Below are 24,574 nucleotides of genomic sequence, written 5' to 3' on the forward strand. Positions count from 1 at the left end.
ATTTGCCTGCCCGGCCGGCGCGCCGCCTGCACGCGCGCGCCGGGCGGTTCATAATCCCGCCATCGAACGACGGCGCCGCCCGACGGGCCGTCCGGCAACAGGAAAAAACGATGGAAAGCGTCGATCTCGATGTACTGAAATCCAGCGCGCGCTGGCTCGAAGAAGGGCGTCGCGTGCTGCTTGTGACGGTCGTGAAGACATGGGGCTCGTCGCCGCGCCCCGAAGGCGCGATGCTCGCGGTGCGCGAGGACGGCCTGGTGGTCGGCTCCGTGTCCGGCGGGTGCATCGAGGACGACCTGATCGCCCGCGTGCATGCGAGCGGCATCGCGGCCGATGCGCGCCCGGAAGCGCTCAAGTACGGCGTGACGGCCGAGGAAGCGCACCGCTTCGGCCTGCCTTGCGGCGGCACGATCCAGCTCGTGCTCGAACCGCTCACGCGCGACAGCGGGATCGCCGCGCTGTGCGCGGAAGTCGAGGCCGGCCGCCTCGTCACGCGCACGATGACGCTCGCGACCGGCCGCGCGTCGCTGTCGCCCGCGCAGGCGACCGACGGGCTCGCCTTCGACGGCGAACGGCTCGTGACGATCCACGGGCCGCGCTACCGGATGCTCGTGATCGGCGCCGGACAGTTGTCGCGCTACCTGTGCCAGATCGCGGTCGGGCTCGACTACCAGGTGACGGTCTGCGATCCGCGCGAGGAATACACGGACGCGTGGGACGTGCCGGGCACGCGCGTCGTCCGCACGATGCCCGACGATACGGTGCTCGACATGAAGCTCGATGCGCGTTCGGCCGTGATCGCGCTCACGCACGACCCGAAGCTCGACGATCTCGCGCTGATGGAAGCGCTGAAGACACCCGCGTTCTACGTGGGCGCGCTCGGCTCGCGACGCAACAACGCGGCGCGGCGCGAGCGGCTGCGCGAATTCGATCTGAGCGAAGCGGAGCTGGCCCGGCTGCACGGGCCGGCCGGCATCTACATCGGCAGCCGGACGCCGCCGGAAATCGCGATCTCGATCCTTGCGGAGATCACCGCCGCGAAGAACAACGTGTCGCTGCCGACGATCCTGCAGGTCGAAGGCGCGAAGGCCGCACGCGAAATCGCGGCGAACGGCGGCGCGGCCTGCGGCCTCTGACCGGCGGCGGCGGGCGGTAACGCTCCCGCCGGGCGCCGGCGCCGGCCGGCGCGAACGTCGATCAGCTCAGGCCGGCCGCCAGCGCGGCGGCAACCGAACCGACCACCAGCACGACGCCGACCGTACGGCGCTTGTTCAGCTCGGTCCACAGCAGCACGCCCGTCAGCGACAGCAGGATCAGCGAGCCTGCGATCGTGTCCATCAGCAGCACCCAGCCGAGATTCATCCCGACGCCGCGATGCAGGTTGTTCAGCGTCGTCAGGAACGTGTTGCCCGTACGTTTCACGGACACGTAGCCGTTGCCGACCCAGTACTCGCCCTGCAGGTTCTGGTGCGGCCCGAACACGCCGAATTGCCAGTGCTCGGGCTGCATCACGCGCTTGTCGCCCCACGCGACGGCCTGCGCAGGCTCCTTGCGCATGCGGCCCGGTTTGCCGTCGAAATGCAGCTCCTGCTGCAGCCATTTCGTCATCGCGGCGGGCGTCTTCGGCACCGGATCCGGCAGCGCGATCTGCATTTCCTCGACCTGCGGCTCGCCGGTCGAAATCTTCAGCGGCGGCGCGCGGTGATTCAGCAGCACGCCCGTCACGCCGAACAGCAGCCCGAGCACCGCGCCCCACAGCCCGACCCAGCCGTGCACCTTGCGCAGCCACTTGATGAAGGTCGCGCGGCGCGAGCGCTGGCGGCGCGCGGCCAGTTCGTCGTCGGTCAGCGGGCGGCCCGCCGGGTGCAGCACGGTGACGCCGGCGCGCGGCATGCCCGTCTTGGGCGGGTCGATCGTTTCGGGCGCGTTCACGCGAAAGTATCCATTCGTTCAAAACGACGGGCGGCGCGCAAGATGTGCGCGCCGCCCGGGCAGCATGAAAATGAGAATGGATATCATTACATAAATCGCAAGCCGGCTCAATCCGTACGCGCACGGAGCGGGAGGTCCGGTGTACGCGCAAATGCGGAAGAAGGCATGCGTTGCAATCCGATGACGAACGATAGACGGAAAATACCGGCAGAACGATCCCGCAAGCCACGGACAGCCGTTCGTAAGAACCCGCCCGTCGGCTGATCGTTCAGCGCAACGGCGGCAGCGGAAAACGCGGCGCGGTGTCGTCCGGCGCGGGGTCGGCGCGATCGAGCGCGTACAGCCACGCGAGCAGGTCCGCGACCGCCTGGTAAAGCTGCGGCGGAATCCGGTCGTCGAGATCGACCTGCATCAGCAGCGACACCATCTCCGGCGCCGTATGCACGTACAGCCCCGCCTCGTGCGCGCGCGCGACGATCATCTCGGCGAGCACGCCGTAGCCCTTCGCCACCACGCGCGGCGCAGCATCGCCGCCTTTCGGATCGTAGACGAGCGCGGCCGCGCGCTTGCGGGACGTCATGCTCATGGCAGCGCCTCGTCATCGTCGCCCGGCACCCGCGCGTCGGGGCCGCCGGCCGCGCCGCGCGCGTATGCAGCGGCGGCGGCCTGCGCGGCGAACAGGTCGAAGCCGTCCGGCCCGTCGTCGACCGCGCGGATCGACAGCCCGCCCACCCTGAGCCCCGATCCTTCGAGCCGCTGCCGCAGCGCGGCTTCGTGGCGCGTGAGACGGTCCGCACCCGTCTGGTTCGCGCGCAGCCGCGCGACGAGCTGCGCGCCGTTCAGCACCAGTTCGGCATCGACCGTGCCGAGCGACGGCAGCGTCAGCGTCAGGCGCGTGCGCCACGCGATGCCGTCGCCCGGGTCGTCGTCGCCGCGCGGGGCGCGATGGCCCGGCTCGTCGGGTTCGATCGTCCAGTCGAGCCGCGCGCCCGGCCATGCCTCGCCGGTCCAGCGAAACTGATCGGTCGCGAGTGCGTCGAGCTGCTGCCGAACGAGCGGCACGGCGGCCGGATGCACGGTCGCGAGCGGCTGCGCCTGCGGCTCGGACGATGCGGCGGCCAGCTCGGCCCGCGCGGGCGTCCAGCGCGTATCGGTGGGTGCAGCCAGCGGATCGGCGGGGTCGAGCGGCAACGATGCGCTCTGCCGGGCGGCCGCCGGCGCGGGATCGCGCGCAGGCGCGCCGCCCTGGGCCGGCGGGGGCGCGCTCGCCCGCGCGGCGGCCGGCAGCGACGGGCGCTGCGCGAGCAGCTCGTCGAGCACGTCGGTCGACTCGTGCGGAACGGCTTCCGGGTCGGCCGGCGCGAGCGCGGTCGCGAGGCGCGCCTGCGGTTCGCGCAGCAGCGCCGCGAGCGGACGCTGGCCGGCCAGCCACTGCGCGAGATGGGATTCGTAGAAGAGGCCGCTTTCGCTCACGGCCTGCGCGAGCGCCGCGCGCAACGCCGCGACCGGCGGCGGCACGGCGGTTTCGCGCGCCGCCGCAGCGGACGACGCTTCAGCCGAAGCCGGCGTGGAGGACGCCGCAGGACCGGACGCAGCCGACACGCGCGCCGGCATGGGCGTATCGGTGAGCAGCACCGCAGGATCGGCCAGCAGCGGCAGCCGACCGACGATCGCCGGCGTCGCATCGCCGCCCGAGCGCGAAATCGCGTCGAGCGTGCGCCCGACCTCGGACAGCGCGGTCTGCGTGGAAGCCGGCGGCGCGGCGGGCGGGCTGCCGGCCGGCGGCGAGGACGACGCGCCGGCCCCCGGCGTGCCGACCTGCGAGGTCGCGCCGCCGCCGGCGGGCGCCGATACGGTGCCGGTCAGCAAGCTGTCGAGGCGGCTCGCCAGCAGCGCGGCCGCAACGGAGTCGATACCGGTCATGATCGGAACCTGCTCACCTTGGGTCCGTTTGCATATGCAAACGGACGCTACACATCGTTGCGAATCCGGCGCGGCACGCCGGCGCCGCCCGCAGGAACGGCGCGCGCCACGTGCGGCAACCGGGCCGGGGCGCCCGCCTCCCGGAACACGGCCCTACCCGCGCGCGCGATAGAGATCGGTCAATACCTGGGTCGAGCGCCGCGCCTCGAACAGCGCGGACAGCCGCGCGACGTCCGGGCTCGCGAGATCGCGGATCGCGGCGTCGTCGGCCAGGATGCGGCGGATCAGGTCGAGCTTGCGGCCGAGATCCGATTCGTCGAGCGCGACGCCCGGATCGGCCTCTTTCAATCCGTCCACGAGTTGCATGAATTCGGCCTGCAACCCCGGCAACGCGTTCCAGTCGGCGCCGCGCGCGGCGCACAGCATCCGGCTCGACACGGCGGCAAGCGCCTCGTAACGCGCGAAGTATTCGGCCTTGTGATTCATCGTGATGCTTCCGCTACCTGTTGCGCGGCCATCCGCGCGACTTCCGGGGCGATGCCCGTCCACGCTTCCTCGAGCGTCGCGAGCAAGCCGTCGACCTCGACCAGCATCGCGTCGCTCGCCTGCGCGTTCGCTTCCAGCAAGCGCCGGCCGATATACGCATACAGCGCATCGAGCCGGTCGGCGATCTCGCCGCCCGCGTCGCGGTTCAGCGACGCCTGCAGGCCGCTCTCGACGATCCGGATCGCCTTGCCGATCGCTTCGCCGCGCCCGGCTACGTTGTCCTGCTGCAAATGCATGCGCGCCAGCGCGATTGCCTGCCGCGCCCCCTGGTACAGCATCGCGATCAGTCGATGCGGGGAGGCGCCCATCACCCCGGTCTCGACGCCGACACGCGCGTACGCACTGGCTCCAGCGTGTCCTGGGGAAAACATGCGCTTCTCCTTTATTTGCCTTGGCTATGCGGGAGCCGCCGCCGTGCGTCGCACGGCGCGGCCTTCACCGGAGTTATCGGAAGGGATTTGAAAAGCTTTAGGTGCGCTGGAGCTGCCGCCGGGCAAGCGATGCCGGCCCGCCGGCCCCATTCAGCAAGCACAGAACCGTCCCGGGATGCTCGTCGTCGGATAGCCGCCCCCGGATGCCCGTCGCCTCACACCGACATCTGCATGATGTCGTTGTAAGCGCTCACTAGCTTGTTGCGGACCTGGAGCCCGAACTGGAAGCCGATATTGGCCTTCTGCATGTCGACCATCACGTCGTTCAGCGAGATGTTCGGCGCGCCGACCTCGAACGCCTTCGCCTCGCCGAGCGCGCGCTGCTGGTCGCCGCTGATCTTGTCGAGCGACGCCTTCATCGCGCTCGCGAACGTGCCGGCCGTCGCCGCGCCCGAGCCGGCCAGCGCCGCCGTCGGGCTCGCGACGCCGCCGGACGCCTGCGCGGCCATCGACTGCATCTGTTGCAACACCGAACCGATTCCGCTGATGTTCGCAGTCATGCTGTCCCCAGACATAGAGAAGAGACCCGGACGCACCGGGCGATCCGCCGGCGCCGCACCACGCGCACCATGCCGGATCGCGAAAAAGGATAGCAGCGCGGCACGCGTCAAAGCCGAGAAAGTACGGGGGAAACCCCGCTCTTTTCGGTCGATCGGAGTACGCCTCGGGTCACGATAATCGCATCGTGTCATTGTCCGCCCGCTCGCCCGAGCGAGCTCAGTCGCCCCGCTCCGGAGAAACTCGACGCATGGATTCGCAGGCCAACTCGCTGATCAACCCAGACGCCCGCGCGGGCCTCAGCCCGGCGCCCGGCGCCGCCGCGGCCGCCGCGTTGCCGGGCGCGGGCGGCGCAGGCGCGGACTTCGGGCTGGGCGGCTTCGCCGAACGCATTCCCGGCATCTCGCGAATGAAGGGCAACCCGAAGCTGCCGTTCGTGATCGCCGTCGCGTTCGCGATCGCCGCGATCACCGCGCTCGTGCTGTGGAGCCGGGCGCCCGACTACCGCGTGCTGTACAGCAACCTGTCCGACCGCGACGGCGGCGCGATCATTGCCGCGCTCCAGCAGGCAAACGTTCCGTACAAGTTCGCCGATGCCGGCGGCGCGATCCTCGTGCCGTCGAACCAGGTGCACGAAACGCGGCTGAAGCTCGCCGCGATGGGGCTGCCGAAGGGCGGCTCGGTCGGCTTCGAGCTGATGGACAACCAGAAATTCGGCATCAGCCAGTTCGCCGAGCAGATCAACTACCAGCGCGCGCTCGAAGGCGAGCTGCAGCGCACCATCGAATCGATCAACGCCGTGCGCGGCGCCCGCGTGCATCTCGCGATCCCGAAGCCGTCGGTGTTCGTGCGCGACAAGGAAGCGCCGAGCGCGTCGGTGTTCGTCGACCTCTACCCGGGCCGCGTGCTCGACGAGGGCCAGGTGCAGGCGATCACGCGGATGGTGTCGTCCGGCGTGCCCGACATGCCGGCGAAGAACGTGACGATCGTCGATCAGGACGGCAACCTGCTGACCCAGACCGCGTCCGCTTCCGGCCTCGACGCGAGCCAGCTCAAGTACGTGCAGCAGGTCGAACACAACACGCAGAAGCGCATCGACGCGATCCTCGCGCCGATCTTCGGCGCCGGCAACGCGCGCTCGCAGGTCAGCGCGGATCTCGATTTCTCGAAGATCGAGCAGACGTCGGAAAGCTACGGCCCGAACGGCACGCCGCAGCAGGCCGCGATCCGCAGCCAGCAGACCAGCAGCGCGACCGAACTCGCGCAAGGCGGCGCGTCGGGCGTACCGGGCGCGCTGTCGAACACGCCGCCGCAGCCGGCTTCCGCGCCGATCGTCGCCGGCAACGGCCAGAACGCGCCGCAGACGACGCCCGTCAGCGACCGCAAGGACCAGACGACCAACTACGAGCTCGACAAGACGATCCGCCATACCGAACAGCCGATGGGCAGCGTGAAGCGGCTGTCGGTCGCGGTCGTCGTCAACTACCAGCCGGTCGCCGACGCGAAGGGCCACGTGACGATGCAGCCGCTGCCGCCCGCGAAGCTCGCGCAGGTCGAACAGCTCGTGAAGGACGCGATGGGCTACGACGCGAAGCGCGGCGACTCGGTAAACGTCGTGAACAGCGCGTTCTCGACCGCGAGCGACCCGTACGCCGACCTGCCGTGGTGGCGCCAGCCCGACATGATCGCGATGGCGAAGGAAGCCGCGAAGTGGCTCGGCATCGCGGCGGCCGCGGCGGCGCTCTACTTCATGTTCGTGCGCCCGGCGATGCGCCGCGCGTTCCCGCCGCCCGAGCCGCCCGCGCCGGTGCTCGCGGCGCCGGACGAAGCGGTCGCGCTCGACGGCCTGCCCGCGCCGGAAAAGGCGGCGGAGGAAGCCGATCCGCTGCTGCTCGGTTTCGAAAACGAGAAGAACCGCTACGAACGCAACCTCGACTACGCGCGCACGATCGCCCGCCAGGATCCGAAGATCGTCGCCACCGTCGTGAAGAACTGGGTGTCCGATGAACGCTGAAGGCTTGACCAAGAGCGCGCTGCTGCTGATGTCGATCGGCGAGGAAGAGGCCGCGCAGGTATTCAAGTTCCTCGCGCCGCGCGAGGTCCAGAAGATCGGCGCCGCGATGGCCGCGCTGAAGAACGTCACGCGCGAGCAGGTCGAGGACGTGCTGCAGGAGTTCGTGAAGGAAGCCGAGCAGCACACCGCGCTGTCGCTCGATTCGAGCGAGTACATCCGCTCGGTGCTGACGAAGGCGCTCGGCGAGGACAAGGCCGGCGTGCTGATCGACCGCATCCTGCAGGGCAGCGACACGAGCGGCATCGAAGGCCTCAAATGGATGGATTCGGGCGCGGTGGCCGAACTGATCAAGAACGAGCACCCGCAGATCATCGCGACGATCCTCGTGCACCTCGACCGCGACCAGGCCTCGGAAATCGCGTCGTGCTTCACCGAACGGCTGCGTAACGACGTGCTGCTGCGGATCGCGACGCTCGACGGCATCCAGCCGGCCGCGCTGCGCGAGCTCGACGACGTGCTCACGGGCCTGCTGTCCGGCAGCGACAACCTGAAGCGCAGCCCGATGGGCGGCATCCGCACGGCGGCCGAGATCCTGAACTTCATGACGAGCGTGCACGAGGAAGGCGTGCTCGAAAGCGTGCGCCAGTACGACGCCGATCTCGCGCAGAAGATCATCGACCAGATGTTCGTGTTCGAGAACCTGCTCGACCTCGAGGACCGCGCGATCCAGATGGTGCTGAAGGAAGTCGAGTCGGAAACGCTGATCGTCGCGCTCAAGGGTGCGCCGCCGGCGCTGCGCCAGAAGTTCCTGGCGAACATGTCGCAGCGCGCGGCCGAATTGCTCGCCGAGGATCTCGACGCGCGCGGCCCGGTGCGCGTGTCCGAAGTCGAGACGCAGCAGCGCCGCATCCTGCAGATCGTGCGCAACCTCGCCGAGAGCGGCCAGATCGCGATCGGCGGCAAGGCGGAAGACGCGTATGTCTGATTCGGCGAGCGATCGCGTGGGCACCCTCACCGCGTACCAGCGGTGGGAGATGGCGTCGTTCGACCCGCCGCCGCCCCCGCCGCCGCCCGACGATGCGGCGGCGGCCGCCGCCGCGCTCGCCGAGGAACTGCAGCGCGTGCGCGACGCCGCGCACGCCGAAGGCCATGCGGCCGGCCACGTCGAAGGCCAGGCGCTCGGCTACCAGGCCGGTTTCGAGCAGGGCCGCGAACAGGGCTTCGAGGCCGGCCAGGCCGATGCCCGCGAACAGGCCGCGCAGCTCGCGGCGCTCGCCGCGTCGTTCCGCGAAGCCGTATCGGCGGTCGAACACGATCTCGCGTCCGAGCTCGCGCAACTCGCGCTCGACATCGCGCAGCAGGTCGTGCGCCAGCACGTGAAGCACGACCCGGCCGCGCTGGTCGCCGCCGTGCGCGACGTGCTCGCGGCCGAGCCCGCGCTGTCCGGCGCGCCACATCTCGCGGTGAATCCGGCCGACCTGCCCGTCGTCGAAGCGTATCTGCAGGACGAGCTCGACACGCTCGGCTGGAACGTGCGCACCGACGCGTCGATCGAGCGCGGCGGCTGCCGCGCGCACGCCGCGACCGGCGAGGTCGACGCAACGCTGCCCACCCGCTGGCAGCGCGTCGCCGCCGCGATCGGCAAGGTGAGCACGTGGTGACGCGCTTGCCCGACGCGCTCGCGCACGACGGCATGACGCCGCTCGAACGCGAGCTCGCGCTCGCGTCGTTCGGGCCGGCGGCCGCGCACGATCCCGCCCACGACACCGCGCCGCATCCAGCGGCCTCGGCCGCCGCCCCGCGCGCGCCGCACAATCCGCATCTCGCACACTGGCGCACGCACCTGAACGGGCTCGCCGCGCGCAGCCACCACGCGTTGCCGCTGCGGCCATGCGGACGCCTCACGCGCGCGGCCGGCCTCGTGCTCGAGGCGATCGGGCTGCGCCTGTCGGTCGGCGCCGAATGCACGATCGAACTGCCGCCCGGCAGCACGCTGTCGCACGCGGAAGCCGAAGTCGTCGGTTTCGCCGGCGACCGCCTGTTCCTGATGCCGACCACCGACGTCGCCGGCGTCCTGCCCGGCGCACGCGTGTGGCCGCGCGAAAGCGCGCCCGTCACCGATCCCCTCGCGGGTGCGAAGCGGCTGCCGGTCGGCTGGGAGATGCTCGGGCGCGTCGTCGACGCGTCGGGCCGCCCGCTCGACGGCCTCGGCCCGCTCGCGTCGAAGGTCGACGCGCCGCTGTCGGCGCCGTCGATCAACCCGCTCGATCGCGAGCCGATCCATCACGTGCTCGACGTCGGCGTGCGCGCGATCAACGCGCTGCTCACCGTCGGCCGCGGCCAGCGGATGGGTCTGTTCGCGGGCTCCGGCGTCGGCAAGTCGGTGCTGCTCGGCACGATGGCGCGCTACACGAGCGCGGAAGTGATCGTGATCGGCCTGATCGGCGAACGCGGCCGCGAAGTAAAGGAATTCATCGAACAGATCCTCGGCGAGGACGGGCTCGCGCGCTCGGTCGTCGTCGCGGCCCCGGCCGACGTGTCGCCGCTTCTGCGAATGCAGGGCGCCGCGTACGCGACGTCGCTCGCCGAGTATTTCCGCGATCAGGGCAAGCACGTGCTGCTGCTGATGGATTCGCTCACGCGCTACGCGATGGCGCAGCGCGAGATCGCGCTGGCGATCGGCGAGCCGCCCGCGACGAAAGGCTATCCGCCGTCGGTGTTCGCGAAGCTGCCCGCGCTCGTCGAGCGCACCGGCAACGGGCCCGAAGGCGGCGGCTCGATCACCGCGTTCTACACGGTGCTGACCGAAGGCGACGACCAGCAGGACCCGATCGCGGATTCGGCGCGCGCGATCCTCGACGGCCACATCGTGCTGTCGCGTGCGCTCGCCGAGGCCGGCCACTATCCCGCGATCGATATCGAGGCATCGATCAGCCGCGCGATGACCGCACTGATCGACGAAACGCATCTCGACCACGTGCGGCAGTTCAAGCAGATGCTGTCGCGCTACCAGCGCAATCGCGACCTGATCGCCGTCGGCGCCTACGCACCCGGCCGCGACGCGCAACTAGACCGCGCGATCGCGCTCTACCCGCGCATCGAGGCATTCCTGCAGCAGGGCTTTCGCGAATGTGCGCCGTTCGCATCGAGCCTCAGCGCGCTCGATGCGCTGTTCGACGCTTACGGAGGCTGATCCCGATGGCCCACGGCTTTCCCCTTCAGTTGCTGCTCGAGCGCGCGCAGGAAGACCTCGATTCGGCCGCGAAGCAGCTCGGCACCGCGCAGCGCGATCGCACCGCAGCGGCCGAACAGCTCGACGCGCTGCTGCGCTATCGCGACGAATATCACGCGCGCTTCGCGCAATCGGCGCAGAGCGGGATGCCGGCCGGCAACTGGCGCAATTTCCAGGCGTTCATCGACACGCTCGATGCTGCGATCGCGCAGCAACGCACCGTGCTCGCCGCGGCCGAAGTCCGCATCGACGAGGCGCGCCCGAACTGGCAGCAGAAGAAACGTACCGTCGGCTCGTATGAAATCCTGCAGGCGCGCGGCATCGCGCAGGCAGCGCAGCGCGACGCCCGGCGCGAACAGCGCGACGCCGACGAACACGCCGCGAAGATCCTGCGCATGCGGGCCGACGCGGCCCGTTCGTCGTAACCGACCACCGCATTCGAACGAGAGAACCGCCATGCCTCCCCTGCCCCTGCTCGGTGCGCTGCTCGACACAGCCGGCGCCGCACTCAAGGCCGCCCGCGGCTCGGGTGCATCCGCCGCCAGCGATGCGTCGGCCACCGCGAGCGCCGTGCCGTTCGCGCAGACGCTGAAGCAAAGCGTCGCCACGCGCGGCGATACGGCCAACGCCGGTACACCGGACGTGTCGACCCAACAGGTTTCGTCTAAGCCGGCCGCCGGCGCGAAGCCGTCCGGCACGAACGACGACGACGCGACCGACGATACGACCGCGAACGCCGCCGCCAACCCCGATGCCGCAGCACTCGCGGCCGCCGCCGCCGTACAGGCGCAACTGCAGGCACGCCCGGACCCTGCGACGCCGGCCGACGCGGCGAGCGCCGCTGCCGCCGCTGCCACGACGCAAAAGACGGCCATGTCCGGCCAGCCGGACGCCACGGCGATGCTCGCCAGCCACGCAACCCAGGACGCGGCCACCGAGCCGAGCGACCCGGCATCGAGCCGCGACGCGCTGCAAGCGACGCTCGCCAGGCTGACGGGTGGCGCGGGCGCGATCGCGATGCCGGCGACCGGCTCGGCCGCCTCCACCGCGCCGACGGCGCCGGCAGCGACCGCGTCGAACGCAGCCGCGCCGCTGACGCCGAAAGTGCCGACCTTCGACCGCACGCTCGCCGACGCGAAAGGCGCGCTCGCCTCCCAGCCGACGCCGGCTCAGGTCACGCCGCAAACGCTGCAGGCCGACGCGAATGCGCAATCCGGCACCCAGCACGCGCTCGCGGCGGCCGGCAACGCGACGGACCCGGCCGCCAGCGCGACGCTCGCGGCCGGCGCAACGGCCGCCGCCGCCGCGCAGGCGAACCTGCAACTGTCGCCGGCCGCCGGCGCGATCGCCGCCGCCAACGCGCACGTGCTCGCACCGCACGTCGGCACGGCCGACTGGACGGATGCGCTGAGCCAGAAAGTGGTGTTCCTGTCGAATGCGCACCAGCAGAGCGCCGAGCTGACGCTCAACCCGCCCGATCTCGGGCCGCTGCAGGTCGTGCTGCGCGTCGCGGACAATCACGCGCACGCGCTGTTCGTGTCGCAGCACGCCCAGGTGCGCGATGCGGTCGAAGCCGCGCTGCCGAAGCTGCGCGAGGCGATGGAAGCGGGCGGGCTCGGGCTCGGCAGCGCGACCGTCAGCGACGGCGGCCTCGCCTCGCAACAGCAGCCCAACCCGCAGCAGGCCTTCGCCGGCGGCCAGTCGTCGCGACGCGGGAACGGCGGACCGTCAGCCGTCGATGCACCCGCCGACGCCGCGCCATCCGCACCGGTCGCCGCACGCGCGAGCCGCGCCGGCCTCGTGGATACGTTTGCCTGAGCATGACCGCCGCCGTGCGCGCCGCATCTAGCGGCCGTGCACCGCGGCCGCCGCCTCGCCGCGCGGCACGCCGCCCCGACGCGCCGCGACGATGAAGTCGGCCGCGCGCTCGCCGATCATCACCGACGGCGCATTCGTGTTCCCGCCGATCAGCGTCGGCATCACCGACGCATCCACCACGCGCAGCGCGTCGACGCCGCGCACGCGCAGTTGCGGATCGACGACCGCGCGCGCATCGGCGCCCATCCGGCAGGTGCCGACCGGGTGATAGATCGTGTCCGCATGCGCGACGATCGTCGCGCGCAGCTCCGCTTCGCTCTGGTCCGGCCGCGTGTACAACTCGCGCCCGCCCTGCGACGCGAGCGGCGCCTGCGACAGGATGCGCCGCATCGCCTGCGCGCCGCGCACCAGCAGGTCGAGATCGCGCGAATCGCTGAAGAAGCGCGGATCGATCAGCGGCGCGTCGCGCGCGTCGCCGCTCGCGAGCGCGACCGTGCCGCGGCTGAACGGCCGCAATGCGCACACGTGCAGCGAATAGCCGAAACCCCAGTGCATCTTGCGGTTGTGATCGTCGACGAGCGCCGTGCAGAAATGCAGTTGCAGGTCGGGACGCTCGAGCGACGGATCGCTCTTGATGAAGCCGCCGGCCTCCGCGACGTTGCTCGTCATCATCCCCGTGCGGCTCGAGAAATAGCGAGCGAGCGCCGGCGTCATCTTCGCGATGCCGCGCAGGCACACGCCGACCAGCTCCGACGAATTCACGCGCGTGTTGATGATGAAGTCGATGTGATCGATCAGGTTCGTGCCGACGTCCGGCGCATCCTGCACGACCGCGATCCCGTGCCGGCGCAATTGCTCCGCCGGGCCGATCCCCGAACACATCAGCAGTTGCGGCGAATTGAACGCACCGGCCGACAGGATCACTTCCGCGCGCGCGCCGAGCGTCTCGATCCGCCCGTTGCGCGACACGACGACGCCGACCGCGCGCTTGCCGTCGAACCCGACGCGCAGCGCCGTCGCATCGGTGATCACGTGCAGGTTCGGCCGGTTGCGGCCGTAGATGTACGCGCGCGCCACGCTGCAGCGCGAGCCGTCGCGATGCGTGACCTGATAGAAGCCGACGCCTTCCTGCTTCGCGCCGTTGAAGTCGTCGTTCAGCGGATAGCCGGCTGCGTGCGCGGCCTGGATGAATCGTTCGGAGAACGGATTGCGAAAGCGCAGATCCGACACCGACAGCGGGCCGTCCGCGCCGTGCCACGCGTCGGCGCCGCGCTCGTTGCCTTCCGCGCGGCGGAAATACGGCAGCACGTCCTGCCAGCCCCAGCCCGTCGCGCCGAGCTGCGCCCACTCGTCGTAGTCGCCCGGGTGGCCGCGCGTGTAGATCATCGCGTTGATCGCGCTTGAGCCGCCCATCCCGCGCCCGCGCGGCTGATAGCCGCGCCGCCCGCCGAGGCCCGGCTGCGGCACCGTCTCGTAGCCGTAGTTGGTGCCCAGCTTGAACGGCACCAGCGCCGCGATGCCGACCGGCATGTTGACGAGCAGGTTGCGCTCCGTATGCGAGCCGGCCTCGATCAGCGCGATCGTCGCATCGGGGCAGGCATCGGCGAGACGGCCGGCGAGGCTCGAGCCGCCCGAACCGCCGCCGACGATGATGTAGTCGTATTGCATGTCACGTCTCCGTCGTGTCATGGAAGGCGCCCGGCACCGCCGCGCGACCGCGTCTCCTCTTGTGTTCGGGCATTGTAGGAATGGCCGTCGCGTGCGCGGCGCGCGGATTCAAGAGCGATTCCTCTAAACGCCCGCGTGAACTAAATTTAAGATGTACCGATACGCTTCGCGCGATGCACCGGCCACGAGAAGCCGATTCGTCGCGAAACGGGAGGAACGACGATGCAGCGCCCGATTCTGCAGGCCGCGTGTCGACCGGGTGATCCCGAGGTCGCGCGCGCGGCCCGCATTTCATTTCAAACGACGGCCCGCGCGACGATGCACGGCGTCATGCGTGCGGTCGGTCGAAATCGAACGGCGCGTGTCGTCGTCGACCGTTTGGACGGTGTGTCGGCGCCGCCGCACGATGCACGGCGGCCCGCAATCGCATACGCGTCGCATTGCCCTGCTGCGGTGCACCGGCAGACGATCGCAAGACGGCATCGCGTGCCCGCTCGTCACCGTATCGGGTCGCGCGCGCGGGCCGTGCGGCACGATTTTCGGGCGCGCGCACCGTCGCGCGGATACGACGCCCGCCGCGTACCGCAACCGGTTTTCGAGCACCCGTCGCATCCGGCCCCGTGCCGCGCGATACGCATCACCCGATCCGCGTCGCCGCGCTCGCCGAGCGTGCGCGTGCGGCGTGACGGCCGGCCGATCGGCCAGGCCCAACTGGAGGAGACGACATGAAGAACGACCTGCCCGAACTGGCCCCGCAAGCACTGCCGTCGGTCGATGCGCTGACGTCGCTGCTGCACGACCAGCGCGCGGCGTACCTGCGCGCACCGTACCCGGCATGGGACACGCGTGCGCAGCACCTGCGCGCGCTGCGCACGATGCTGATCGACCACGCGGATGCGCTCGCCGACGCGATCAGCGCCGATTTCGGCCATCGCGCGAAACAGGAAGTGCTGCTGTCGGAAATCTGGATGGCGAAGGAAGAGATCGACGACGCGTTGAAGCACGGCAAGCGCTGGATGAAGCCGATCCGCAAGCCGATGAACAAGTGGCTGCGCCCGGCGGGCGCGAAGGTGATACCGCAACCGCTCGGCGTGGTCGGCATCGTCGTGCCGTGGAACTACCCGGTGCTGCTCGCGGCGGGCCCGCTGATCTGCGCGCTCGCCGCCGGCAACCGCGCGATCGTCAAGATGTCCGAACTGACGCCGCGCACGTCGGCGCTGTTCGAGCAGCTCATCGGCAAGACCTTCGCGCGCGACCACGTCGCGGTCGTGAACGGCGACGCGGAGGTCGGCGCCGCATTCAGCGCGCTGCCGTTCGACCATCTGCTGTTCACCGGCTCGACGCACGTCGGCCGCCACGTGATGCGCGCGGCCGCCGACAACCTGACGCCCGTCACGCTCGAGCTCGGCGGCAAGTCGCCGGCGATCGTCGGCCCGAATGCGCGCTTCGACGCGGCCGTCGACGCGATCGTCGCCGGCAAGACGCTGAACGCCGGCCAGACCTGCATCGCGCCCGACTACGTGCTGCTGCCGCGCGGGATGGAAGGCGCGTTCATCGAACGCGCGCGGACCCGCTTCGCGAAGCTGTATCCGGACCTGGCGGCCAACGGCGACTACACGACGATCGTGTCGCCGCGTCACTACGCACGCCTGCAGCAACTCGCGAGCGACGCGCAGGCAGCCGGCGCGCAATTGCATCCGCTGTCCGACGCGCAGTCCGATCCCGCGTCGCGCCGCTTCGTACCGTGCGCGGTCACGCAGGTGCCGGCCGCGTCGTCGCTGATGCAGGAAGAGATCTTCGGGCCGCTGCTGCCGCTCGTGCCGTACGAGCGGCTCGACGAGGCGATCGCGTACGTCAATGCGCGCCCTCGTCCGCTCGCGCTGTACCTGTTCGACGAGGATCGCGGCACGATCGACCGCGTGATGCGCGAAACGGTCTCGGGCGGCGTATCGATCAACGAAACGCTGATGCACATCGCGTGCGGCAGCCTGCCGTTCGGCGGCGTCGGTGCGAGCGGCATGGGCGCGTATCACGGCTACGACGGCTTCGTGACGTTCTCGAAGATGAAGCCGGTGCTCACGCAGGCGCGGCTGAACGCACGCAACCTGCTCGCGCCGCCGTACGGCAAACGCTTCGCCGCACTGATCAAGCTGATGCTGAAATTCTGAGCCGGCCGGGCCGCACGCACGCATCGCGTCGCGGCCGTTGCGGGCCCGACGCGCGGCATCCATGCCGCGCACGCAGCCGTCACACCGGCCAGAGCGGCCCCTCCTGCATCGCGCCGATTTGCTCGCGCAATTCGAGCACGCGTGCTTCCCAGTAACGATGCGTGTTGAACCACGGGAAGGCAGCCGGAAACGCGGGGTCGTCCCAGCGCCGCGCGAGCCACGCCGCATAGTGGATCAGCCGCAGCGTGCGCAGCGCTTCGACCAGATGCAGCTCGCGCGGCTCGAATTCGCAGAAATCCTCGTAGCCGGCGAGCAGGTCCGCCAGCGCGCGCGACGCGCCTTCGCGATCGCCCGGCAGCAGCAGCCACAGATCCTGCACGGCCGGCGCCATCCGGCTGTCGTCGAAGTCGACGAAATGCGGGCCGGCATCGGTCCACAGCACGTTGCTCGGATGACAGTCGCCGTGCGTGCGCAGCAGGCGGATCTCTCCGGCGCGCTCGAACGCGGCCTCGACGCCTTCGAGCGCGAGCGCGACCGCGCTCGCGTACGCCGGTCTTACGTCATCCGGAATGAAATCGTGCGCGAGCAGATAGTCGCGCGGCTCGTAGCCGAACGTATCGATGTCCAGCACGGGACGCGCGACATACGGCTGCGTCGCGCCGACCGCATGAATGCGGCCGATGAAGCGGCCGAGCCATTCGAGCGTGTCGCTGCGGTCGAGATCGGGTGCGCGGCCGCCGCGCCGCTCGAAGATCGAGAAGCGGAAACCGTCGAACGCGTGCAGCGTATGGCCGTCGAACGATCGCGCGGGCACCGCCGGAATCTCGCGCGCGGCGAGTTCGGCGACGAACGCATGTTCTTCGAGAATCGCGTCGTCCGACCAGCGCGCCGGGCGATAGAACTTCGCGACGACCGGCGGGCCGTCTTCGATACCGACCTGGTAGACGCGGTTTTCGTAGCTGTTGAGGGCGAGCAGACGCCCGTCGGTGCGCAGGCCGGCCGGCATCAGCACGCTGTCGAGCGCGTCGAGCACGCATTCGGGCGTGAGACCGGCGAACGGCGGGCTGGCGGGAGAAGCGGGAGCGGAAGTGGCGTCTGTCATGCCCCGCATTGTGCCGCCACCCGGGCCGAAAGACGAGCGTTCGGTGCGATGCGCCAGGGCCTGTTCACGCTAACAACGGACTTGCGCTGGCCCCCATGGATGAATTTCTCCAAACGGGGGAACGCGCCTTTCCGCCCGCAGGGCGGCGTCGTTCGTCGTTGCAATAGCTACGGCTATTGCACCTCCTCTCTTCTTGCACGCGCCCGAAGGAAGTCCCCTTGGGGGACGGGCTGAAAGGTGCGTTCGCGAGCCCGTTGCTAGCGCGAACAGGCCCTAGTGAAGCGCCGCGCCGGCCGGCAGGACGGATTCGCCTGTGTCGATCAGATCCTCGAGAAAGAACGGCTCGGTGTTGAGTTCTTTCGACTCACCCGGCACGCCCGCGTACCAGGTCACCATGGCCATGTCGCCCAGGATGCGCTGGACGATGCCGCGCGCGCCTTTCGGCACCGCGATATGGGTAGTGCAGACGATCGACCCGATATGCATGATGGTTCCCCACTCTTGAATCTTGAAACCCGGCCCGCTGGCGAGCCGGCAAATGCACGATCCGCGCCGCTCTCGACGGAGCGTTGCGCGTGATCCCATTGTTCACGGTTTATCGAAGCGCGAAAAGAAGAAGAAGCAGGCGAAATGCCGCGAATTCGTCGAATGTCTCCAATCAACCACTGCGCCGGGCTCGTACTTGCCTGCCCGGTTACCCCCATCATACCCTGTCGAATGTGACCGCCCACCGAAACCGCCCGGCGGCGCCGCGCGCACGGAATTGACGCAACTCGCATACCGCTTCGCTTCTTCCGTGCAGGACCATCGGCACACACCCTGCGATCGGCGCCGACATCGCCTCGCGCGCGTCGCATGTCGATCGCCTTTCACCGTTTGTCGAATGCTTGCGTGCGCAGCGGCCGGCGCACCGGCGCCGGCCTGCATCGGCGCAACATATCGCCGGCAACATGCAGCCGCCGACAGGAGTTGCGTTCGGCGCTTGCCTTGCGGTACCTTAGGCTTTCGTTCGCGTTCACTCGCATTCCGACACGATGCATCCGCTCACGTCCGCCCTTGCCAAATCCCGGCCGCAGTTCGACTCGCGGCCGCAGGCGTGCGCGCATCCGTCGGTCCTTCCCCCTCCTGTCGCACCGCCGCTCGTCAGCGCTGCGCCGCCCCCGCCGGCGGCACGCGCCGGCTGACCGGCCGGCTTCCGTTTTCATCTTCCATTCGCCTCGTTGGCTGCAGGTGCGTGCGTCGTGACGCACGGCATGTTGCCTCGCGCGCGGATGGAACGTTTCGATCCGTTCGACAGGTGGATTCACATGGTTTCGTTCAAACGCGCGCTTGCCGCGCATGGCGCGACGTCGCTCTTCGTGCTGCTGTGGAGCAGCGGGGCGATCTTCGCTGAACTCGGTCTGCGTCACGCATCCGCGTTCGCCTTTCTCACTGCCCGTTTCGCGCTCGCATCGCTCGTGCTGCTCGCGCTGGCCTTCGTGCGCAAGCGCTGGCTGCCGCCGCACGGCGAGCGGCGCATGGCCGCGCTGACCGGCTTGCTGATGATGGGCGGCTATTCGATCTTCTACCTGCTCGCGCTCGAGCGCGGCATCGCGCCCGGCGTGCTCGCGACGATCCTCGGCGTGCAGCCGATCCTCACGCTCGCGATCGTCGAGCGTCGCTGGCAGCCGGTGCGCATCGCGGGGCTCGCGCTGTCGCTCGCCGGCCTCGCGCTCGTCGTCGGCCGTGGCGTGAGCGGCATGAACGGCGGGAAGGGCGGCCTGTCGGCTGCCGGCATCGCGTGCGCACTCACGGCACTCGTCGCGCTGACCGTCGGCTCGCTGCTGCAAAAACGCGCACGCGCGGCACCCGCCGACGTGCTGCCGCTGCAGAATGCGATCGGCCTCGCGCTGTGCGTCGCGATCGCGCCGTTCCGGCCGGTGTCGTTCGACACGAGCTGGGCGTTCGTCGTGCCGCTACTGTGGCTCGGCATCGTGATTTCGGTGATCGCGCAACTGCTGTTCTACCGATTGATGCAGCGCGGCGATCTCGTGAACGTGACGAGCCTGTTCTATCTCGTGCCCGTCGTCACCACGCTGATGGATGCCGTATGGCTCGGCAATCGGCCCGAGCCGCTCGCGCTCGCCGGCATGAGCGCGATCGTCGCCGGGCTCGCGCTCGTGTTCCGCGCGCCGGCCGCACGATCGCAACCCGAGCGCGCCTGAGCGGGCGGGCCGCCGCGCCTGCGGGTGCGGCGGCCCGCATCGGACACGTACGACGATTCCGCGAGAATCGAAAGGAACGGGAAAGATACGTGCAAGGCGTTCGTCTTGCTTGCACGAAAAACGCGTGCTTCCCGCGGCTTTCCGCTGATTTTTAATGGTTCGGATAGCGAAAAGCGCCGCCGGTTGCCTATACTCGAATGGACGGCCCGCACGCAACGGGCCGGACCAACTAGAAACACCCGGCATGGGGCCGGGGTGAGCGCACGCGTGCCGTTTCGGGTCGATATCCCGCAGGGATGGAGCCGCCAAGGCAACACTGAAGCGCCCACTTCGGTCGACACTGGAGACACGCATGACGACCTATTTCACGATCGGCGACTTCATCCTGTTGATTCCGATGGCGCTGGCCGGAGCGCTATTTCTCGGCGCGGTGCCGTGCGCGACCCAATTCCGTCACAACCTGCTGCGCGTACTCGGCGTCATTCTCGGCGTCGGCGTCGCGGTGCTGCTCGTTGAAGGCCTGCCTGCGCTGATCTAGCGCGCCGCCAGCGCGCGACGTGCGTCGCTGCATCGCAGCGACGCGACGTACGGTCCGCGGGTCGGCGACACGGCACGCGACGTTTCGCATGCCGTATCGACTCCCGATCAGATCGCCTGATCGGTGGACGGCTTTTCCCACAGATTGATGCCGCCTTCCGTCGCGTAACGATCGATCTCGGCGAGCTCCTCCGCCGAGAATTCGAGGTTCTTCAACGCGCCGACGTTCTCGCGCACCTGCTCCGCGCGGCTCGCGCCAATCAGCGCGGACGTCACGCGGCCGTTACGCAACACCCACGCCAAGGCCATCTGCGCAAGGCTCTGCCCGCGCCGTTCGGCGATCGTGTTGAGCTTGCGCACATGCTCGAGGTTGTCCGCGCTCAGGTGTTCCTGCTTCAGCGAGCCGCCGCCCGGCTTGTTCACGCGTGCGTCGGCCGGCACGCCATTCAGATACTTCGACGTCAGCAAGCCCTGCGCGAGCGGCGTGAACGCGATGCTGCCCGCGCCGACTTCGTCGAGCGTGCCGAGCAGCTCGCGCTCGATCCAGCGGTTCAGCATGTTGTACGAAGGCTGGTGAATCAGCAGCGGCACCTTGTATTGCGCGAGCAGCGCGGCCATCTCGCGCGTCTTCGCGGCCGAATACGACGAGATGCCGATGTAGAGCGCCTTGCCCTGCTGCACGGCCGACGCCAGTGCGCCCGCCGTTTCCTCGAGCGGCGTGTGCGCGTCGAAACGGTGCGAATAGAAGATGTCGACGTAGTCGAGCCCCATTCGCTGCAGGCTCTGGTCGAGACTCGCGAGCACGTACTTGCGCGATCCGCCGCCGCTGCCGTACGGCCCCGGCCACATGTCCCAGCCGGCCTTCGTCGAGATCAGCAGCTCGTCGCGATACGGCCGGAAATCCTCCTTCAGCAGCCGGCCGAAATTGATTTCGGCGCTGCCGTACGGCGGCCCGTAGTTGTTCGCGAGGTCGAAGTGGTTGATGCCGAGGTCGAACGCGGTGCGCAGAATCTCGCGCTGCGTCGAGATCGGCGTCGAGTCGCCGAAGTTGTGCCACAGACCCAGCGACAGGGCGGGCAGTTTGAGCCCGGATTTGCCGCAGGTGCGGTATTGCATGCCGGCATAACGTTCGGAAGCTGCTTCGTAGGCCATGAGTCTGTTCCGTCAGGACATCGGGGGAAGGGACGCGCGCCGGCCGCGCACATGGCGTGACGGCGGCGAAGGAGTCATACGACGACTATGGTAGCGAAAGCGGCCGGATCGCGCACGGCGGCACGGCGATGGACGCGACCGCGGCCGTCGCCTACACTGCGGCGTCTCGAATCACCGTTTCAGCGAGGTTGGTATGTCCCGGGTCATCTCGGTTGCACTGCTCGTCGGCGGCATCGTGCTGCTGTATTTCGGCGGCCAGTCGTTCCATTCGATCAACGACAACGTGTCGCGCTTCTTCACCGGCTCGCCCGCGACGAAGACGATCCTGCTGATCGTCGGCGGCGCCGTCGCGTCGTTCGCCGGCCTGATCGGCCTCGCGATGCCGGGCAGCAAGCGCTGATCGCTGCGCATCGCGACGCCCGCCCGTCTGCCTCACGCGCGCGGGCCGCACCAAGCGAAACGGGCGGCCACGCCGCCCGTTGCTTCATTCGCGCGCGATGCGCCGCATCGCGTGATCGGAGCGGCAACACCCTGCTGCCCCGATCCTGACCTAGAACTGCACTTCCGGCTTCGACGCCGAGCGTGTGCCGGGCACCGGCCGGTTGCTTGCGCCGTGATACGTGTACACGAGCGAGAACTTCACCTGGTCGGAACGGTTCTGCCCGGCCGAATGCAGCGTGTTGCAGTGAAAGAACACGACATCGCCCGTCTCCAGCGACGGACACGTGGCCGCGTCGATCATCCTGCGGTTTTCCGGCAGATCGCCGCGGAAGAACTTCGCGTCGTCGAACGCTTCCGGCCCGAATTCGGCCGTATGCGAACCCGGCACGAGCCACAACGCGCCGTTCTCGTTGGTTTCAGGCCCAAGGGCGAGCCACACCGACACCATGTCCGCGCGCTCGAACGCCCAGTAGCGGAAATCGCGATGCCAGCCGGTCAGGCTGCCGTACGCCGGGTGCTTCGTCATCATGCAGTTGTGATGCGCGCGCGACAACACGGGCTCTTCACCGAAATACTCGCGCATCCACGCGCCGATTTCAGGGGCCACCGCGCGCTCGGCAAACGCCGGATCGCGCGAATACGCATCGAGCAGCCGCCGCACCGTATGCCCGCCCGGCGCATGCTTCGATTCGGGCGCGCCCGGGTAGCGCAGGTCGGCCTCGAACTCGATCGGCTCGGCGGCCTCCCGCAACTGACGCTCCGCGATCTGCCTGAGCGCCGCGCACTGCTCCTCGCCGACGAGGCCGCGCGCGACGACGAAGCCGCGCTCGCGCAATTCCGCGACCTGCGCGCGGATCGATTCCGACTGCAATGGAGACGACATGGGATGCCAGACGTTTATTGTGTGAATGTGACGATTGTAAATCGGCGCCGGATACCGCGAACAGCACCATTGTCGTGCGCAGGGGCATGCCAATCACGGCTTTGATCCGGGTCAAGGGAACTGTGCGACGCGGCACCTGCCTCAGCGACAGGCGGTATGCGGCACACGCGTTGCAGCACAAGGGTTTATCGCGACTTTTGCCCGTCACGAAACCCCTGTAGCCTGACGCGGCCTGTCAATTCTGGCGGGGGCGGCGCGCAGCGGGATCCGATAAGATCCGTTGTGCCATCCGAGGCCGTTCATACCAGTGCGCTCTTCAGGGCGCCACCCATACAAGCGAAGCATCGTTCACATGCCATTCCGTCTGACTTCCCGTTTCAACCGCGCTGCGAAGCGCGTCGTGCCGTCCGCTCCTGCCCGCTCGCTGCGCCATCACCGCGCACGCACGCAGGCGCTGGCCGAGCGTACGCACACGCACAGCCGGCTGGACGGCATCCGTGCGTGGTTCCACGCGTTTTTCTCGATGATGAGCGCGCAGACGTTCGCGCGCCGCGCCGGCCTGCGCTCGCTGCTGCAGAAGCCGTCGTCGCTGCGCGCGCTCGCGCTGCGCCGCACGCTCGGCCCGCAGCGCCGCGTCAACCGCCCGCGCCGTCTCGCGGCGAGCAACGGCTGGTTCGGGTTCGGCGCACGCTGAGCGAATGCCTGGCGGGCATGGCCCGCACCGATCGCCGCCATTGCATCGGCGACCGAAATCCATAAAAAAACCCCGGCCAGGCCGGGGTTTTTCATTTCAGGCGAACGACGCTTACGCGACGCGTGCCGTCGGCTCCACACCGGCTGCTTCGGCCAGCGCGAGCGCCTTGTCGGTCGCTTCCCACGAGAATTCCGGCTCTTCGCGGCCGAAGTGGCCGTAAGCCGCGGTCTTCTCATAGATCGGGCGCAGCAGGTCGAGCATCTTGATGATGCCCTTCGGACGCAGGTCGAAATGCTCGCGCACGAGCTTCGTGATCACCGCATCCGACACGCGGCCCGTGCCGAACGTGTTGACCATCACCGAGGTCGGCTCGGCCACGCCGATCGCGTACGACACCTGGATCAGCGCGCGCGACGCGAGGCCGGCGGCAACGATGTTCTTCGCGACGTAGCGGCCGGCATAGGCAGCCGAGCGGTCGACCTTCGACGGATCCTTGCCCGAGAACGCGCCGCCGCCGTGCGGTGCGGCACCGCCGTACGTGTCGACGATGATCTTGCGGCCGGTCAGGCCGCAATCGCCCTGCGGGCCGCCGATCACGAACCGGCCGGTCGGGTTCACGAGGAACTTGATGTCGCCCTTGATCAGGTCGGCCGGCAGCGTCGGCTTGATGATTTCCTCGATCACGGCTTCGCGCAGCGCGGGCAGTTCGATGTCCGGCGCGTGCTGCGTCGACAGCACGACGGTGTCGATCGAATCGGGCTTGCCGTCGACATAGCGGACCGTCACCTGCGACTTCGCGTCCGGACGCAGCCATTGCAGGCGACCGTCGCGGCGCAGGCTGGCCTGGCGCTCGACGAGGCGGTGCGACAGGTAGATCGGCAGCGGCATCAGTTCCGGCGTTTCGTCGCACGCATAGCCGAACATCAGGCCCTGGTCGCCCGCGCCTTGATCGAGGTTGTCGTCGTGTGCGCGATCGACGCCCTGCGCGATGTCCGGCGACTGCTTGTCGTACGCGACGAGCACCGCGCAACCCTTGTAGTCGATGCCGTAGTCGGTGTTGTCGTAGCCGATGCGCTTGATCGTGTCGCGCGCGATCTGGATGTAATCGATGTTGGCCGTCGTGGTGATTTCACCGGCCAGCACGACGAGACCCGTGTTGCACAGCGTTTCGGCCGCAACGCGGGAGTATTTGTCCTGCTCGAGGATGGCGTCGAGAATCGCGTCCGAGATTTGGTCCGCGACCTTGTCCGGATGGCCTTCGGAGACGGATTCGGACGTGAAGAGATAATCGTTTGCCACTTTTTCAGGCTCCTGTGTGGTTACGGTTGGTT

Annotated in this window: 24 protein-coding genes; 12 read left to right on the forward strand and 12 right to left on the reverse strand. The window is 69.1% G+C overall.

Annotated features, from left to right (window positions below; translation table 11 throughout):
- The first annotated feature begins 110 nt into the window (after positions 1 to 110).
- Positions 111 to 1,136: an XdhC family protein gene (locus WT97_RS01950; RefSeq protein ID WP_034208640.1), complete on the forward strand. Its 1,026-nt coding sequence runs from the start codon at positions 111 to 113 to the stop codon at positions 1,134 to 1,136.
- 61 nt (positions 1,137 to 1,197) lie between these two features.
- Here WT97_RS01950 and WT97_RS01955 read toward each other — a convergent pair whose 3' ends face one another.
- The 6 genes from WT97_RS01955 to fliE all read right to left on the reverse strand — a co-directional run bounded on the left by WT97_RS01955 (position 1,198) and on the right by fliE (position 5,332).
- A complete protein-coding gene (locus WT97_RS01955; RefSeq protein WP_059500608.1) occupies positions 1,198 to 1,932 on the reverse strand; it encodes a PepSY-associated TM helix domain-containing protein in 735 nt (244 codons plus the stop codon).
- A 268-nt stretch (positions 1,933 to 2,200) separates the two neighbouring features.
- On the reverse strand, positions 2,201 to 2,518 hold the full coding sequence (locus WT97_RS01960; protein WP_060352714.1) for an EscU/YscU/HrcU family type III secretion system export apparatus switch protein: 318 nt from the start codon (positions 2,516 to 2,518) through the stop codon (positions 2,201 to 2,203).
- Positions 2,515 to 3,855, reverse strand: coding sequence for a flagellar hook-length control protein FliK (locus tag WT97_RS01965; RefSeq protein WP_060352715.1), 1,341 nt, complete (start codon positions 3,853 to 3,855; stop codon positions 2,515 to 2,517). The genes WT97_RS01960 and WT97_RS01965 overlap by 4 nt, the downstream gene beginning before the upstream one ends.
- A gap of 153 nt (positions 3,856 to 4,008) precedes the next feature.
- Positions 4,009 to 4,341 carry a flagellar protein FliT gene (locus WT97_RS01970; protein ID WP_059791037.1) on the reverse strand — a complete coding sequence of 111 codons (333 nt, stop codon included), beginning with the start codon at positions 4,339 to 4,341 and terminating at the stop codon, positions 4,009 to 4,011.
- Positions 4,338 to 4,772 (reverse strand): flagellar export chaperone FliS, encoded by a 435-nt coding sequence (fliS, locus tag WT97_RS01975; protein WP_059500604.1) that lies wholly within the window; start codon positions 4,770 to 4,772, stop codon positions 4,338 to 4,340. Before fliS ends, WT97_RS01970 begins: the two co-directional genes overlap by 4 nt.
- Before the next feature lie 215 nt (positions 4,773 to 4,987).
- A complete protein-coding gene (gene fliE / locus WT97_RS01980) occupies positions 4,988 to 5,332 on the reverse strand; it encodes a flagellar hook-basal body complex protein FliE (protein ID WP_060352716.1) in 345 nt (114 codons plus the stop codon).
- Positions 5,333 to 5,580: 248 nt separating this feature from the next.
- Between fliE and fliF the strand changes: the two genes are divergently transcribed.
- The 6 genes from fliF to WT97_RS02010 are packed head-to-tail and all read left to right on the forward strand — an operon-like array spanning position 5,581 to position 12,394.
- Positions 5,581 to 7,344, forward strand: coding sequence for a flagellar basal-body MS-ring/collar protein FliF (gene fliF / locus WT97_RS01985; protein WP_060352717.1), 1,764 nt, complete (start codon positions 5,581 to 5,583; stop codon positions 7,342 to 7,344).
- Positions 7,334 to 8,329, forward strand: coding sequence for a flagellar motor switch protein FliG (gene fliG, locus WT97_RS01990; RefSeq protein WP_034208648.1), 996 nt, complete (start codon positions 7,334 to 7,336; stop codon positions 8,327 to 8,329). The genes fliF and fliG overlap by 11 nt, the downstream gene beginning before the upstream one ends.
- Entirely contained in the window at positions 8,322 to 9,005 is a 684-nt protein-coding gene (gene fliH / locus WT97_RS01995; RefSeq protein ID WP_059500602.1) for a flagellar assembly protein FliH, read from the forward strand. Before fliG ends, fliH begins: the two co-directional genes overlap by 8 nt.
- Positions 9,006 to 9,037: 32 nt before the next feature.
- Complete coding sequence (gene fliI, locus WT97_RS02000) at positions 9,038 to 10,537, forward strand: flagellar protein export ATPase FliI (protein ID WP_373557118.1); 1,500 nt, start codon at positions 9,038 to 9,040, stop codon at positions 10,535 to 10,537.
- 5 nt (positions 10,538 to 10,542) lie between these two features.
- Positions 10,543 to 11,001 (forward strand): flagellar export protein FliJ, encoded by a 459-nt coding sequence (fliJ, locus tag WT97_RS02005; protein WP_059500600.1) that lies wholly within the window; start codon positions 10,543 to 10,545, stop codon positions 10,999 to 11,001.
- Positions 11,002 to 11,032: 31 nt separating this feature from the next.
- Positions 11,033 to 12,394, forward strand: a complete 1,362-nt coding sequence (locus WT97_RS02010; protein WP_060352718.1) for a flagellar hook-length control protein FliK — start codon at positions 11,033 to 11,035, stop codon at positions 12,392 to 12,394.
- A 27-nt stretch (positions 12,395 to 12,421) separates the two neighbouring features.
- Here the strand turns inward: WT97_RS02010 and WT97_RS02015 are convergent, their stop codons facing one another.
- Entirely contained in the window at positions 12,422 to 14,062 is a 1,641-nt protein-coding gene (locus WT97_RS02015; protein WP_059500598.1) for a GMC family oxidoreductase, read from the reverse strand.
- A gap of 725 nt (positions 14,063 to 14,787) precedes the next feature.
- Here WT97_RS02015 and WT97_RS02025 point away from each other — a divergent pair.
- A complete protein-coding gene (locus tag WT97_RS02025) occupies positions 14,788 to 16,230 on the forward strand; it encodes a coniferyl aldehyde dehydrogenase (RefSeq protein WP_060352720.1) in 1,443 nt (480 codons plus the stop codon).
- A gap of 79 nt (positions 16,231 to 16,309) precedes the next feature.
- Here the strand turns inward: WT97_RS02025 and WT97_RS02030 are convergent, their stop codons facing one another.
- Positions 16,310 to 17,332: a serine/threonine protein kinase gene (locus WT97_RS02030; RefSeq protein ID WP_082751305.1), complete on the reverse strand. Its 1,023-nt coding sequence runs from the start codon at positions 17,330 to 17,332 to the stop codon at positions 16,310 to 16,312.
- 273 nt (positions 17,333 to 17,605) lie between these two features.
- Positions 17,606 to 17,818 carry a hypothetical protein gene (locus WT97_RS02035; RefSeq protein ID WP_006477514.1) on the reverse strand — a complete coding sequence of 71 codons (213 nt, stop codon included), beginning with the start codon at positions 17,816 to 17,818 and terminating at the stop codon, positions 17,606 to 17,608.
- An 821-nt stretch (positions 17,819 to 18,639) separates the two neighbouring features.
- On the opposite strand from WT97_RS02035, the gene WT97_RS02040 reads away from it, so the two are divergent.
- Entirely contained in the window at positions 18,640 to 19,536 is an 897-nt protein-coding gene (locus WT97_RS02040) for a DMT family transporter (RefSeq protein ID WP_060352747.1), read from the forward strand.
- Between the two features lie 352 nt (positions 19,537 to 19,888).
- The gene (locus tag WT97_RS02045) at positions 19,889 to 20,074 is read left to right on the forward strand and encodes a hypothetical protein (protein ID WP_006482800.1); all 186 of its coding nucleotides are present in this window, start codon (positions 19,889 to 19,891) and stop codon (positions 20,072 to 20,074) included.
- A gap of 107 nt (positions 20,075 to 20,181) precedes the next feature.
- Here the strand turns inward: WT97_RS02045 and mgrA are convergent, their stop codons facing one another.
- Positions 20,182 to 21,225: an L-glyceraldehyde 3-phosphate reductase gene (gene mgrA / locus WT97_RS02050; RefSeq protein WP_060352722.1), complete on the reverse strand. Its 1,044-nt coding sequence runs from the start codon at positions 21,223 to 21,225 to the stop codon at positions 20,182 to 20,184.
- A gap of 193 nt (positions 21,226 to 21,418) precedes the next feature.
- Here mgrA and WT97_RS02055 point away from each other — a divergent pair, with 193 nt between their 5' ends.
- On the forward strand, positions 21,419 to 21,625 hold the full coding sequence (locus tag WT97_RS02055) for a DUF3185 family protein (RefSeq protein ID WP_034208658.1): 207 nt from the start codon (positions 21,419 to 21,421) through the stop codon (positions 21,623 to 21,625).
- 150 nt (positions 21,626 to 21,775) lie between these two features.
- Here the strand turns inward: WT97_RS02055 and WT97_RS02060 are convergent, their stop codons facing one another.
- Positions 21,776 to 22,549 (reverse strand): phytanoyl-CoA dioxygenase family protein, encoded by a 774-nt coding sequence (locus WT97_RS02060; protein WP_060352723.1) that lies wholly within the window; start codon positions 22,547 to 22,549, stop codon positions 21,776 to 21,778.
- 352 nt (positions 22,550 to 22,901) lie between these two features.
- Here WT97_RS02060 and WT97_RS02065 point away from each other — a divergent pair, with 352 nt between their 5' ends.
- The gene (locus WT97_RS02065; protein WP_034208660.1) at positions 22,902 to 23,243 is read left to right on the forward strand and encodes a hypothetical protein; all 342 of its coding nucleotides are present in this window, start codon (positions 22,902 to 22,904) and stop codon (positions 23,241 to 23,243) included.
- Positions 23,244 to 23,354: 111 nt separating this feature from the next.
- Here the strand turns inward: WT97_RS02065 and metK are convergent, their stop codons facing one another.
- Positions 23,355 to 24,542: a methionine adenosyltransferase gene (gene metK / locus WT97_RS02070; protein WP_006482984.1), complete on the reverse strand. Its 1,188-nt coding sequence runs from the start codon at positions 24,540 to 24,542 to the stop codon at positions 23,355 to 23,357.
- Positions 24,543 to 24,574: the final 32 nt, after the last annotated feature.

This window comes from Burkholderia sp. MSMB1459WGS, from assembly GCF_001534535.1.
Lineage (GTDB): Bacteria > Pseudomonadota > Gammaproteobacteria > Burkholderiales > Burkholderiaceae > Burkholderia.

Excerpts from the sequence above, each read along its gene's own strand:
- WT97_RS01950 (WP_034208640.1), top strand. The coding sequence starts at position 111 with ATGGAAAGCGTCGATCTCGATGTACTGAAATCCAGCGCGCGCTGGCTC.
- WT97_RS01960 (WP_060352714.1), bottom strand. The coding sequence starts at position 2,518 with ATGAGCATGACGTCCCGCAAGCGCGCGGCCGCGCTCGTCTACGATCCG.
- WT97_RS01965 (WP_060352715.1), bottom strand. The coding sequence starts at position 3,855 with ATGACCGGTATCGACTCCGTTGCGGCCGCGCTGCTGGCGAGCCGCCTC.
- WT97_RS01970 (WP_059791037.1), bottom strand. The coding sequence starts at position 4,341 with ATGAATCACAAGGCCGAATACTTCGCGCGTTACGAGGCGCTTGCCGCC.
- fliS (WP_059500604.1), bottom strand. The coding sequence starts at position 4,772 with ATGTTTTCCCCAGGACACGCTGGAGCCAGTGCGTACGCGCGTGTCGGC.
- fliE (WP_060352716.1), bottom strand. The coding sequence starts at position 5,332 with ATGACTGCGAACATCAGCGGAATCGGTTCGGTGTTGCAACAGATGCAG.
- fliF (WP_060352717.1), top strand. The coding sequence starts at position 5,581 with ATGGATTCGCAGGCCAACTCGCTGATCAACCCAGACGCCCGCGCGGGC.
- fliG (WP_034208648.1), top strand. The coding sequence starts at position 7,334 with ATGAACGCTGAAGGCTTGACCAAGAGCGCGCTGCTGCTGATGTCGATC.
- fliH (WP_059500602.1), top strand. The coding sequence starts at position 8,322 with ATGTCTGATTCGGCGAGCGATCGCGTGGGCACCCTCACCGCGTACCAG.
- fliI (WP_373557118.1), top strand. The coding sequence starts at position 9,038 with ATGACGCCGCTCGAACGCGAGCTCGCGCTCGCGTCGTTCGGGCCGGCG.
- fliJ (WP_059500600.1), top strand. The coding sequence starts at position 10,543 with ATGGCCCACGGCTTTCCCCTTCAGTTGCTGCTCGAGCGCGCGCAGGAA.
- WT97_RS02010 (WP_060352718.1), top strand. The coding sequence starts at position 11,033 with ATGCCTCCCCTGCCCCTGCTCGGTGCGCTGCTCGACACAGCCGGCGCC.
- WT97_RS02015 (WP_059500598.1), bottom strand. The coding sequence starts at position 14,062 with ATGCAATACGACTACATCATCGTCGGCGGCGGTTCGGGCGGCTCGAGC.
- WT97_RS02025 (WP_060352720.1), top strand. The coding sequence starts at position 14,788 with ATGAAGAACGACCTGCCCGAACTGGCCCCGCAAGCACTGCCGTCGGTC.
- WT97_RS02030 (WP_082751305.1), bottom strand. The coding sequence starts at position 17,332 with ATGACAGACGCCACTTCCGCTCCCGCTTCTCCCGCCAGCCCGCCGTTC.
- WT97_RS02035 (WP_006477514.1), bottom strand. The coding sequence starts at position 17,818 with ATGCATATCGGGTCGATCGTCTGCACTACCCATATCGCGGTGCCGAAA.
- WT97_RS02040 (WP_060352747.1), top strand. The coding sequence starts at position 18,640 with ATGGTTTCGTTCAAACGCGCGCTTGCCGCGCATGGCGCGACGTCGCTC.
- WT97_RS02045 (WP_006482800.1), top strand. The coding sequence starts at position 19,889 with ATGACGACCTATTTCACGATCGGCGACTTCATCCTGTTGATTCCGATG.
- mgrA (WP_060352722.1), bottom strand. The coding sequence starts at position 21,225 with ATGGCCTACGAAGCAGCTTCCGAACGTTATGCCGGCATGCAATACCGC.
- WT97_RS02055 (WP_034208658.1), top strand. The coding sequence starts at position 21,419 with ATGTCCCGGGTCATCTCGGTTGCACTGCTCGTCGGCGGCATCGTGCTG.
- WT97_RS02060 (WP_060352723.1), bottom strand. The coding sequence starts at position 22,549 with ATGTCGTCTCCATTGCAGTCGGAATCGATCCGCGCGCAGGTCGCGGAA.
- WT97_RS02065 (WP_034208660.1), top strand. The coding sequence starts at position 22,902 with ATGCCATTCCGTCTGACTTCCCGTTTCAACCGCGCTGCGAAGCGCGTC.